The organism is Paenibacillus residui (assembly GCF_042677205.1).
Lineage (GTDB): Bacteria > Bacillota > Bacilli > Paenibacillales > NBRC-103111 > Paenibacillus_L > Paenibacillus_L residui.
This window is the reverse complement of record NZ_JBHTIU010000036.1, coordinates 13,054-25,572: the sequence shown is the minus strand read 5'-3', so window position 1 is coordinate 25,572 and position 12,519 is coordinate 13,054. Positions and strand designations below refer to the sequence as shown.

At 51.6% G+C, this 12,519-nt stretch carries 10 protein-coding genes; 8 read left to right on the top strand and 2 right to left on the bottom strand.

Features of this window, described 5'->3' with window-relative positions:
* Positions 1 to 6 precede the first annotated feature (6 nt).
* From ACFQ03_RS11615 to gndA, 8 genes are all read left to right on the top strand, one after another.
* Positions 7 to 1,689, top strand: a complete 1,683-nt coding sequence (locus ACFQ03_RS11615) for a response regulator (protein ID WP_379288266.1) — start codon at positions 7 to 9, stop codon at positions 1,687 to 1,689.
* 97 nt (positions 1,690 to 1,786) lie between these two features.
* Entirely contained in the window at positions 1,787 to 3,061 is a 1,275-nt protein-coding gene (locus ACFQ03_RS11610) for a Gfo/Idh/MocA family protein (protein ID WP_144933620.1), read from the top strand.
* Positions 3,062 to 3,350: 289 nt separating this feature from the next.
* On the top strand, positions 3,351 to 5,594 hold the full coding sequence (locus ACFQ03_RS11605) for a DUF4855 domain-containing protein (protein ID WP_379288264.1): 2,244 nt from the start codon (positions 3,351 to 3,353) through the stop codon (positions 5,592 to 5,594).
* A 221-nt stretch (positions 5,595 to 5,815) separates the two neighbouring features.
* Positions 5,816 to 6,868: a LacI family DNA-binding transcriptional regulator gene (locus ACFQ03_RS11600; RefSeq protein ID WP_379288289.1), complete on the top strand. Its 1,053-nt coding sequence runs from the start codon at positions 5,816 to 5,818 to the stop codon at positions 6,866 to 6,868.
* Between the two features lie 47 nt (positions 6,869 to 6,915).
* On the top strand, positions 6,916 to 8,184 hold the full coding sequence (locus tag ACFQ03_RS11595; protein WP_144933618.1) for a lactate racemase domain-containing protein: 1,269 nt from the start codon (positions 6,916 to 6,918) through the stop codon (positions 8,182 to 8,184).
* Positions 8,185 to 9,732, top strand: coding sequence for a gluconokinase (gene gntK, locus ACFQ03_RS11590; RefSeq protein WP_144933617.1), 1,548 nt, complete (start codon positions 8,185 to 8,187; stop codon positions 9,730 to 9,732).
* A 40-nt stretch (positions 9,733 to 9,772) separates the two neighbouring features.
* Complete coding sequence (locus ACFQ03_RS11585) at positions 9,773 to 10,540, top strand: SDR family oxidoreductase (protein ID WP_144933616.1); 768 nt, start codon at positions 9,773 to 9,775, stop codon at positions 10,538 to 10,540.
* Between the two features lie 118 nt (positions 10,541 to 10,658).
* Positions 10,659 to 12,071 carry an NADP-dependent phosphogluconate dehydrogenase gene (gene gndA, locus ACFQ03_RS11580; protein ID WP_144933615.1) on the top strand — a complete coding sequence of 471 codons (1,413 nt, stop codon included), beginning with the start codon at positions 10,659 to 10,661 and terminating at the stop codon, positions 12,069 to 12,071.
* Here gndA and ACFQ03_RS11575 read toward each other — a convergent pair.
* Positions 12,068 to 12,247, bottom strand: coding sequence for a hypothetical protein (locus ACFQ03_RS11575; protein ID WP_379288260.1), 180 nt, complete (start codon positions 12,245 to 12,247; stop codon positions 12,068 to 12,070). The two genes, gndA and ACFQ03_RS11575, sit on opposite strands and share 4 nt — an antisense overlap.
* Positions 12,240 to 12,365 carry a hypothetical protein gene (locus ACFQ03_RS11570; RefSeq protein WP_379288258.1) on the bottom strand — a complete coding sequence of 42 codons (126 nt, stop codon included), beginning with the start codon at positions 12,363 to 12,365 and terminating at the stop codon, positions 12,240 to 12,242. The genes ACFQ03_RS11575 and ACFQ03_RS11570 overlap by 8 nt, the downstream gene beginning before the upstream one ends.
* Positions 12,366 to 12,519 lie beyond the last annotated feature (154 nt).

Genomic DNA, 12,519 nt, shown 5'->3' with positions numbered 1-12,519 from the left:
ATCGCCATGTACAGGCTTTTGATCGTAGATGATCTGCCGATTATTGTAGATGGTCTTCTGGAGTTGTTCGAGAAGACGGAGCATTTGGAGCTTGAAATCATGAAAGCTTATTCCGGCGAAGAAGCGTTGGAAGTGCTGTCTCATCACCGGATGGATATTGTGATTTCGGATATTAAGATGTCCGGCATTGAGGGCATTGAGCTTCTGCAGGAAATAAAATCGCAGTGGCCGGAGTGCAAAGTTATTTTATTGACGGGGTACAATGATTTTCACTATGCGAAGAGCGCCCTTACGTTTGGTGCCTTTGATTATTTGCTGAAAGTGGAAAGCGACGAGAAGATCATCCATGCCGTTGAACGGGCGATAGAGAAAATTGAAGAGGAACAGGATCAGGCGCAAATGATCTTGCGGGCCCAGGCCAAAATGAGAATAGCGCTGCCTTCCTTGCAGAAGGAATATATTTGGGGCTTATTGCAAGGCAAGACTATGACGGGGCAGCAGCTTCGGGACGCTTTTGCGGAAATTGACATTCCTCTTGACGCATCGCTGCCTGTCTATTTGCTGATTGGCCGGATCGATGCCTGGAAGGAAATATTTACGGCGCCGGACAAGGCTTTGCTCGCTTACGCTCTGCAAAATATCGGTGATGAGTATTTATCCGCCCATGTGCGCTGCTTCTCAGTCGTATTTGACATGAACAAAATGGTGTGGATCTTTCAGCCTAAAGCCAGTCCGGAGTTAACGGCGGATACCGGTACTGCGGAATGGGCCAAGGCATACCGCTATGTGAGCGGCAATTTGGAGACGATACAGGCTACCGGCAAAAAGCTGCTGAGCCTCTCCGTATCTTTTCTTATCGGCAGTGAGGCAGTCCCATGGAATCGGCTGTCGGATCGTTTTCATGCGATGAAATACGGTCTTGTGCAAGGCCATGGTTTGTTCCATGAAATCATTATGACAGATAAAGATATTCAGAAGTCCGCGGAAAAAGAGAAGGTGAAAAGCTATCATGACGGCTTTATTCACGCTCGCGTACAGCTGCTGATGAGCTGTCTTGAAAATAATCACCGCGAGCAGTTCAATAAACTTTTTGTTGAATTGACAGACATCTGGAAAGATCCGGATACTTCTGATGGGCGCAAGGTTGAGCTGTACCATTCCATATCTGCGGTATTTCTGGCGCATTTGCACAAAAATAAAGAGATGCGAGACTATATGAATACCCAGATCAATTTGGATATGCTGTTCCGCCAGGAGGAGACCGCTTCGTGGACGGAGCTAATTCCGTATTATTGGCAAATTGCGGACTGCTTTTTTGAATGGAATGCGATTAGAGGAACAGAGCTGCCGACGGAGATCGTGGGTAAGGTGCACCGCTATATAGAGGAGCATATTGCGGACGATATATCCCTAACCGCTCTTGGGGATTATGTCAGCTTGAATCCCTCGTATCTATCAAGGCTATACAAGCAGATAACGGGAATCGGACTCTCTAAATACGTAAATGATTACCGCAATGTCATTGCAAAGGACATGCTGCTCAATACATCCATGAAGGTCAATGAAATTGCCGCCAAGCTCGGCTATAATTCAGCGCTTGCCTTTTTCCGCTTCTTTAAGAAGCAAAATGATATGACGCCGCAGGATTTTCGGACGGCCCGCGCCGAAACGGTGCAGCAAGGTCAATAAATGTATATGGAATGTAAGCAATGATCTCTTTATGATGCACGGTGTCACCCCTTACAATGAAATTAGGATGCAATTGTATATGCAAGGGGGAAGAGCATTGAAAACATTAACGGCTGTACTGTTAGGCGCAGGCAGCAGAGGAAGATACATCTATGGACCGTATGCGGAAAAATTTCCGAATGAGCTGAAGTTTGTTGCGGTAGCCGAGCCGGATGATGAACGCAGGCAACGTTTTGCGGAGATTCATCAAATCGCTGAAGAGCATGTTTATAATTCTTGGGAAAAAGCATTCGAGCAGGGAAAAATAGCCGACGTGATGATCATCTGCACGCTTGATCGGATGCATTATATACCGGCAATGAAAGCGCTGGAGCTTGGCTACCATGTCATGCTGGAGAAGCCGATGTCGCCGAATGTACGGGAATGCATAGAACTGGAGCAAGCTTCCCTTAAGCATAAGCGGTTGCTGGTGGTCACGCATGTGCTTCGCTATTCCCCGTTCTGGTCGGGCATCAAGAAATGCGTCGAGGACGGGGAGCTGGGTGCAATCGGTACCATTCAGTTAACGGAGAACGTAGGCTATCACCATATGGTTCATAGCTACGTACGCGGCAATTGGCGCAATTCCGAGGAAACAAGCCCGATGATTTTGGCCAAATCCTGCCATGACCTGGACCTCATCTCCTGGCTGATGGATGAGCCGTGCACAGCGGTCAGCTCCTTTGGCTCATTGCTTCATTTTAAACCCGAGAACGCGCCGGAGGGTTCGACGGACCGCTGCATCGATGGTTGCGAAGTGGAGAGGGAATGTGCTTTTTCAGCGATTAAAATGTATTTGCAGCAGCCAGCCGACCAATGGGCGCGCTATATGACGCACGATTTATCACGGGAAGGCATTATACGGGCGCTTAAGGAAGGACCGTTCGGCCGCTGCGTCTATCGCTGCGATAACAATGTTGTCGATCATCAAGTCGTCAATATGGAATTTGCCAGCGGCGCCAACGCTAACTTTATTATGTCGGGATTAACCAAGAGCGGTACTCGCCGTGTGCAAATTATGGGTACGCAGGGAGAGATCATCGGCGACATGGATAAAGGCTCATTTACGCTGTACCGCTATGCGACGGGCGAAGAGATTGAAATTAAATGCAGCGTGCAGGAAGACGGCCACGGCGGAGGCGATGAGCGTATGGTGAGCTCCTTCCTCAAAAATGTACATCAGTTCGACCGCAACCCATCCCAAGGTCTTACCTCGGCTACAGCTTCGTTGCAAAGCCATTTGATTGCCTTCGCTTCCGAACGATCTCGTTTACAGCAAGGCAGAAGCATAAAGCTGACTGAGATGTATGAGAAGGAAGAAGCGGGCGTTTAATTGAGAAATCTGCGGAAAGCGCAGTAATAATGGCGGACATCCGCGGCGTCCGGGCTTGGGAAGAGCGTACCCCGGAGGCCGCACAAGTTCGCGGGCTAAGAAAGGAAGGGGGAATGAAATTTTTTTGTTATTGAAAGCGATTCCAAAGAAGGCTTGTGCCGGATTTTGTGAAAGGGGGGATCCATTCGGGTATTCATCACAAAGCAAAGATTTCAGGCATACCTACACTCGAGATTAAGAAAAGGAGTTGACCCAGATGATTTAGAATAAGAAATGGGGATCCGTCCTGATGGCAGCAGTATTGCTGATGTCCCCGGTTTCGGCAGTGCAGGCGAAATCGCCTGTTCCGGCAGCATCTTCGGCAGTGGAGGAGACGCAATTCCGCAATCTTGCGGCCGATCTCCCTTATGAATGGTCCGAGGAGCCGGAAGCGTCGCGTCCTGACGTCGGGTACAAGCTTACGGACGGAAAATACGGCACATTGGACATGAATGACCCGGCATGGGTAGGGCATCTGCGTGGAAAAACGCGGGAGGTCGTCTTCGATCTCGGTGAGGAAAAGTCAATCGGAAAGATTACAGCTCACTTTTTCCAAGATTATCCCACCAACTCGATCCTCGTGCCGCTGACGGTATCGATGTATGTCTCCGACGATAAAGAAAATTGGGGACTGCTTTCCCATAACGCCACCCAGCTGCTCTGGGGGGAAGGACCGCCAAGACAGGAGACCTTCGAATGGGACGGCAGCCGGGATGGAATCAAAGGCGGTTATGCGGACGGCAAGCTGGCTTATGCCCGTTATGTTAAAGTAACCTTTACGATGCATCCTTCGCAATGGTCATACATTGACGAAATCGAAATTATAGGTACGGATGACATGGTTGAGGGGGCCGTGAAGGTTTCTGCCGAGCAGCCTCGTTTTTTGGAGCCGGGAGAAGCTACGGCCGGTATCCGGAATCTGAATCTGCTGTATAACGGACAATATGCAGATGGTTTGGGTGACTGGAGCAAGGAACGGATCATCCCTAACATCAGTTATGTAAATAAAGACGGCGAGCCTGTCGACTGGCTTTTTGACGGCGTCCTATATCTCGGACTGGCTTCGCCGGCCGGCCGTGACTTCGGTGTCGGGCAAACGATCCTGGAGGACTGGAAGTGGTATTTGGATAAAACCTTCGCAGCCGCAGGGGATATGCAGCAGTTGAATGAGGCTGCAGTGGAAGTCGGAACCAAGCTGAACCAGCCTGATCATAAAGTGAAGGTTGTGCTAATGATTCCGAACCCGGGGGAATACGTAAACGACTTTGGCGACGTTGACGGTGACGGAGTATCCGAAAGCTTCAACGACTCTGTTGTCGGCCAAGAGAAAGCGCTCGAAAACCGGATAAAAGTGGTGCAGTGGTGGCTGGATCAGGTCCGCCAAAGATGGCAGGAGGCGAACTATTCCAATCTGGAGCTCGTCGGCATGTACTGGCTGGAAGAGCAAATCAGCACAAGCGAGACGGGCCCGGATTTGGTTAAAGCCGTAAGCGACCAAGTCCATAACATGAACCTGAAGTTTTTCTGGATTCCTCACTCCTTGGCTTATAAAAGCTTTATGTGGAAAGATTTAGGCTTTGATGCCGTGGCGCTTCAGCCTAACTATTTCTTCGGCGGAATGGATTCCGACCGCTTGGAAGACGCCGCGAACTTGGCCAAGCAGTATGGAATGTCGAACGAAATCGAGTTCGATGACCGGATGCTGACGGACGACGTATTCCGCGAGCGCTATATCGAATACTTGGATAGCGGCGTTAGAACTGGCCTGATGCAAAATGGCTTCAGAGCTTATTATCAAGGCAATAATGCCGTTTACAACTTAGGGGTGAGCAAGGACCCAAGTTTGCGTTTAATGTATGACTGGCTGTACCAGTATTTGAACGGAACGTACACGATTGACAGCAGCCCGACGCTGGAGACGATGGCGGAGCTTGTAAGGGGTTATGTCGCGTCGAATGAAATCAATGCGGCTTTTGGCGATGAGTTGTCGTATCGATTGCAGATCATCAAGCTTCTTCTGGACGAAAACAAGCCGAAGGACGCCGTAACGTATATGCAGGATTTTCTCGCGCACATTCACGACCCGGCCGTGCAAGCGCAGGGGTTGATTTCGGCCTCGGCGGCAACGCTGCTTGATACTTACGCCCAAGTTCTCATTCAAACTTGGTCTGAAGGCTGGGGCCTCAGCAATCTGGCTCAAGGTCTAAGCTATACAATTTCGCGACCGCCTAACAGCAGCTATCCCGATTCCGGGAATGAGCTTACGAACGGCCTATTCGGCGGGACGGATTTCCGCAACGAGCAGTGGCAGGGTCATGCGGGAAGCGCCTACCCTGAGGAACGAAGCCGCACCATCACATTTGATTTGGGCCGCAACAAATCGATCGGGGTAGTTAGAGCCCATTTTCTTCAGGATCAAGGACCCGGCATCTATGCCATAATGCATAGTAACTCTAATAAAAGCCATGGGAGCAGCGTTACTTTCACGCTGTGACCTATGGCTTCTGCTTTTGAATCGGGTGTTGATAACCCATGGGAAATATGTGCCGGAGATATTTAGTCAATCGGCTGGAGGCGGAAGTCCGTGCAGCGGGGGAATGAAAGTGGTTACCAGAGAGAGTTTTAGCGTCGTATTCCAGCCAACCGAATAATTTGTATCAATTCCGTTGTTAACGTGTGCATAAATATGGTATTGTAGAAGCAGAGGTGAACATGATGAGCGTAACGATCAAAGACATAGCGAAGTTGGCCAACGTTTCGCACACTACGGTTTCGAGAGCGCTTAATGGAAGTCCCTTGATCAACCGGGAGACGAAGGAGAAAATACAGGAAATTGCCAGGAAACTCCATTATACGCCCAATTTCAGTGCGAAGAGCCTTGTTCTGGATCGTTCCTACAACCTCGGGTTGTTTTTCTCGACGTTAAATGAAGGGACCTCTGCGGGCTTCTTCTTCGAATCGGTTCGGGGAGTCAACAGCGTGATCAAAGGGACCTATAATCTGGTCGTTCGCGGCATCGATGATTATACGGATTTTAAGGGGATATCGCGGAAAAGCTTCGACGGTCTTCTGGTGATGAGCCAAAGCGCCAAGGACGATGACTTCATCCGTCATGTCCGGGATATGCAAATACCATGCGTTGTGCTGAACCGCCATGTAGACAGCTTCGATGCGGTCAATATTTTATCCGACGACCGTCAGGGGGCCTTTCAAATCGTAGAGTATCTGATCAGGGAAGGGCACCGCAGGATAGCCATCATCGAGGGAAAAGCCGGCTTCAAATCCACTCAGGAACGGAAGAAAGGCTATCTGGACGCTATGACCAAGTACAAACTGCCCGTTCGGAAGGATTATCAGGTTCAAGGAAGCTATGACCTGGAGAGCGGTTACCATCGTATGAAGGAGCTGCTGAAGCTGGGAGCGGATGAGCTGCCGACCGCCGTTTTCTGCTCGAACGACGACATGGCTGTAGGGGCGATGAAGGCTGCCTTGGAATACGGGTTAACCATTCCTGACGACCTGTCTTTGGCCGGCTTTGACGACAACCTGTTCTCCGGGTATCTGTCTCCGGCTTTGACTACGGTCAAGCGTCCGGTGGAGCAGATGAGCCGTAAAGGCGCGGCCGTTCTGGTTGATCTTATTGAGACCAAGGAACAGGCTAAAGATACGGTCTACCTCCGTACGGAATTAATGATCCGTGATTCCGTGTCCCGGCCGCGGGAGGCTCTAGATAAAGCGAAAACGGCTGGGCCGTCGTCAGCAGACTGAACCGGATGACACAGCCGCTTGGAAATATGAAGGAGGCATCCATAAAAATGGACATTTTACATGACTTGTTAAAGGACATCCCGATTCCGCAGATGGTCCGGATCCGGCAGAAATTCGACCGAACCGTCGTCGAGAATCCCAAGGAAAAGCTGGAGGAAGAGCTGGCCAAGCCGGGGGGGATCGATCGCATTCAACCCGGGCAGCAGGTTGCGGTTGCCGTAGGAAGCCGCGGGGTAGCTAACATTGATCTCTTTACGAAGACGACGATCGATGCCATCAAGGCTGCCGGAGGCCGGCCCTTTATCGTCCCCTGTATGGGAAGCCATGGCGGCGCTACGGCAGAAGGGCAAAAAGAGGTTCTGCATCATCTTGGCGTCACGGAGGAAGCGATGGGAGCACCGATTCGCTCTTCCATGGAAGTGGTGCAAATTGACCAGCTTCCTAACGGGCTTCCGGTCTATGTCGACAAATACGCCTATGAAGCGGACGCTATCGTTGTCATTAACCGGGTTAAGCCGCATACGGCTTTCCGCGGGCCGATCGAGAGCGGAATTATGAAGATGATCGCCATCGGCCTGGGCAAGCAGAAGGGGGCGGAGGCATGTCATCAGCTCGGGTTCAAGTATATGGCCGAGAATGTCCCCGCCATGGCCCAGATTATGATCGACAAGCTTCCGATTCTGTTCGGAGTGGCGCTGGTTGAGAATGCGTATGATGAAACCTGCCGCATTGAAGTGCTGCCCGCCGAATCGATCCGGGAGAGGGAAGAAGAGCTTCTGGTGGAAGCGAAGCAAAGGCTGCCCAAAATTTTGTTCGATCAAATTGATGTCCTTCTCATCGATTACATCGGCAAAAATATTAGCGGCGACGGGATGGATCCGAACGTAACCGGCCGTTACCCGACACCTTATGCCCAAGGGGGACCCGAGGTGTCGAAGATGGTTGTATTCGATCTGACTCCGGAGACGAAGGGAAATGCCAACGGGGTGGGAACTGCCGATTTTACGACCCAGAGGCTGGTTGACAAGACCGATTTGAAGGCGACTTACGCCAACGGGTTGACTTCAACGGTTTGTGCGCCGACGAAGATTGCAACGACGTTGGCCAACCAACGGGAAGCGATTAAAGCTGCCGTCAAAACCTGCAACATCCTTGACTACACCAAGTGTCGGATGGTCAGAATCCGCGATACGCTTCACCTCGGCGAGATTGAAATCTCCGTCAATCTGCTGGAAGAGGCAAGAAAGCATCCGGATATCGAGATCTTGTCGGAGCCGTATGATCTGAAATTTGACAGCGAAGGGAATTTGTTCTGAATGAGTGTAGCTAAACATTATGTCATCGCCGCCGATTTAGGAACAACAAGCACAAAAACTTTGGTTATAGACCGCGGGGGACGGGTGGTGGCTTCCCATTCCATCGAATACCCCCTTCATACTCCGCGGCCTGACATCGCCGAGCAGGACCCGCTGGAAATTTGCGAGGCAGTCATCCGCGGTATAGGGGAAGTCATACGTAAAGCGGGGATCTCCTCCCATGAGGTGCTCTGCGTATCATTCAGCTCGGCTATGCACAGCCTGATAGCGGTAGACCGGGAAGGGCAGCCTCTGACCCCTTGCATAACCTGGGCGGATAACCGGAGCATCTCCTATACCGGACGGCTGAAGACGGACGGGAAAGGGCATGAAATCTATTTGCGCACCGGAACGCCGATTCATCCGATGTCTCCGCTTACCAAGCTGATGTGGATGAAGGATCATCAGCCCGATGTGTTCCAACAGGCCTATAAGTTTATTGGGATCAAGGAATTCGTCTTCGCCCGCCTCTTCGCGCGATATGTTATCGATTATTCGCTGGCAAGCGCTACAGGGATGTTCCATCTGCGCAATCTGGATTGGGACCGGGAGGCGCTGGAGATCGCCGGAATTACTGCGGACAGACTATCCGAACCCGTACCGACCACCTATTGTCTGGAAGGGCTGCAACCGGATACAGCCGCCCGTATGGGTCTGGCCCCGGACACCCCCTTCGTTGTCGGAGCATCGGACGGGGTTCTGGCCAACCTGGGGGCGGGCGCCTTCGAGGAGGGCATATATTCCGTAACGATAGGTACGAGCGGAGCTGTTCGCGGAGTCGTCCGCGAGCCGCTAACGGATCCCCGCGGCCGTTTGTTCTGTTATGCTTTGAAAGAGGATTTCTGGGTGATCGGAGGACCGATCAACAATGGAGGGATTATGTTCCGCTGGGTCAGGGATCAGCTCGCAACGCTGGAAGCGGAGGAAGGGCGGCGCAAGGGAATGGACCCTTATGATTATTTGACCCAGTTGGCCGAAGAAGTCCCTGCCGGCTCCGGAGGGCTGTTGTTCTTGCCGCTCATGCTGGGTGAGAGGGCCCCCTATTGGAACGCTAACGCTCGCGGAGTCTTCTTCGGTTTGTCCATGTTCCATGAGAAGAAGCATATGATCCGTTCGGTTCTGGAGGGGGTTGTTTACCGCATCCATTCGGTCGTTCAGGCGTTGGAGGAGATAGGAGGCAATACGAAGGAAATTCGCGCTTCCGGCGGATTTGCCCGCTCCCCCTTCTGGCGGCAGGTGATGGCCGATGTGCTCGGCACTCCGGTCACCGTTCCGGATTCCATCGAGAGCTCGGGGCTCGGGGCGGCACAACTGGGGCTTCTTGCCCTCGGAGAGGTCGGTGATTTCAGCGGAGTACACGATTGGGTGAAAGCGAACCATCGGCATGAGGTCAACCCTGCCAATCATGAGCTGTACCGGGAATTGACGGAAATCTATTTACGGGTATACAAGCAACTGGCCGGCGAGTTTGACGCGATCTCGGCATTTCAGCATAAGTATGTTGAATAAATCTTTTTAGTCTTGACATTCCAATCCCAGGAGGTACAAAATGAACTTATTCGATTTAACCGGTAAAACGGCAGTCATCATCGGCGGAAACAGCACTTTGGGCGGCGCCATGTCCGTCGCATTGGGCGGTCACGGAGCGCAAGTAGCGATTGTTGGGCGCAATCAGGAGAAGTCCGAACAGGTCGTTCGGCAAATCCAGGAAGCGGGCGGACAAGCCAAGAGCTTTACGGCCGACGCAACGAGCGCGGATGATTTGCGGCGGGTGTTGGAGGAAGTGATTGCCTGGACCGGACGGGTGGACGTGCTTATGAACTGTCCGGGCGTAAACAGCGCCACTCCATTCTTCGAGCTGACGATGGAGGAATGGGATCGCATTATGGACGTTAATTTGAAGGGTGTTGTACTAGCCTGTCAAATCTTTGGCAAACATATGGTTGACAAGGGAGAAGGAGGCAGCATTATCAATATCTCCTCGGTGTCGTCGGATCCGCCTTTGTCCCGGGTATTCACTTACTCCGCTTCGAAAGCCGGCGTGAACAGCGTGACGAAATATTTGGCAAGGGAATTCGCTCCGAGCCGGGTACGAGTCAACGCCATTATTCCGGGCTTTTTCCCTGCGGAGCAAAATCGTAAAATTTTGTCCGAAGAACGCATCGCGTCCATCATGAGCCACACTCCGATGCAGCGTTTCGGCGAAGCGGAAGAGCTGCAGGGAGCTGCTGTTTTCCTGGCCTCGGATAAAGCCTCCAGTTTTGTAACCGGGGCGTTGATCCGTGTGGATGGCGGCTTCGGTTCGATGACTATTTAACATGGGTGTGCACGGTAGAAGCGATCCATGAAAGACTACATTAAAACGGCCGGCCGGAACGGAGGACGTCCCAACATCCACTCCGGCCAGCTTGAGATTTCAGGAAGGGAGAACGTATATGTCTAAACAACAAATAGGCGTTATCGGGTTAGCCGTAATGGGCAAGAATCTGGCATTGAACATCGAGAGCAGAGGGTTTACCGTCTCTGTTTATAACCGGTCTCCGGAGAAGACGAAAGAGCTGCTGGCAGAACATCCCGACAAGAAGCTGGTAGGTACATACAGCATGGAGGAGTTTGTCCAGTCTCTTGAGGTTCCCCGCAAAATTTTAATAATGGTCAAAGCCGGCGAGCCGACGGACGCCATGATCAATCAACTCGTTCCTCTTCTGGATAAAGGGGATATTCTGATCGATGGGGGCAATGCTTATTTCCCCGATACCCAAAGAAGAAACAAGGAGCTTGAAGAGCATGGTATCCGCTTCATAGGAGCGGGGGTTTCCGGCGGAGAAGAAGGGGCGTTGAAAGGACCTGCCATTATGCCTGGAGGCCAAGAGGACGCTTACCGTCTTGTTGAACCGATTCTGACCGCCATTTCCGCCAAGGTGAACGGGGATCCGTGCTGTACGTATATCGGGCCCGACGGCGCCGGCCATTATGTAAAGATGGTTCATAACGGAATTGAGTATGGGGATATGCAGCTTATCTGCGAAGCGTATCACCTGCTTAAAGATGTGCTCGGTCTGAATACGGACGAGCTTCATGAAATTTTCAGCGAATGGAATAAAGGGGAGCTGGACAGCTACCTGATCGAGATAACCGCCGATATTTTCGGCAAGCGCGATCCGGACACCGGGCTGCCGATGGTGGATGTTATTCTTGATTCTGCGGGACAGAAGGGAACGGGCAAATGGACAAGCCAAAGCGCTCTCGATCTTGGAGTGCCGTTGTCCATTATTACCGAATCGGTATTCGCCCGCTTCATCTCCGCCATGAAGGAAGAGCGGGTGGCCGCCAGCAAAGTGCTGAAGGGACCCGGCAGCCAGCCATTTGACGGAGATAAGAAAGCGTTCATCGAAGATGTCCGCAAGGCGCTTTATGCCAGCAAAATTTGTTCCTACGCCCAAGGCTTCGCCCAGATGAGAGCAGCCTCCGATGAGTACGGGTGGAACTTGAAATACGGCAACATCGCGATGATTTTCCGCGGCGGCTGCATCATCCGCGCAGCCTTCCTGCAGAACATCAAGGATGCGTATGACCGCAATCCGGAGCTTAACAATCTGCTGCTGGATTCTTACTTCAAGGAAATCGTGGAGAGCTATCAGGATTCCTGGAGAAAAGTCGTTGCGGCTGCAGTTTCGCGCGGTATTCCGGTTCCTTCCTTCGCATCCGCTCTGTCTTATTATGACAGCTATCGTACGGAAAGACTGCCGGCCAACCTGCTGCAAGCACAGAGAGATTACTTCGGAGCGCATACGTTCCAGCGTGTGGATAAGGAAGGGACTTTCCACTTCCAGTGGATGAATAACTAAGACGGATCGGTCAAGCCGTAGCAGGCTTCCCGCATCCAGATCCTGATCCGGTCAAGTTCTTGATCGTATACGGGACGGCGATGGATCAACATCATGGCCGTCTCGGCAAAATATTGAAAATTCTTCAACAGGCGTGGTTGGGGAAGGTCCAGCAAGGCAGGATCTTCTTCAGCCACCCTTTTTTTTTATCAGCTCCAGCACCCAGACAACATCATCTCTGCACAGCGGATGGTTCGGATGCAGAATTTGTTCAAGCCGGCTGCGGATCGGCTGGTTCGGTTGGGACGGCAGCATCAAGGCCAACTCCTTTATTTATCGGTGATAAAAAGAGTATTCTTTGGTTGTCCAAACTTGGGCGCGCAAGGTTCCATAAATCTGACCGCACTTTTAGTCTTGTACAACTAATCTATTCACATCCTTGCTGTAAACATGATAATTTATTCATAAT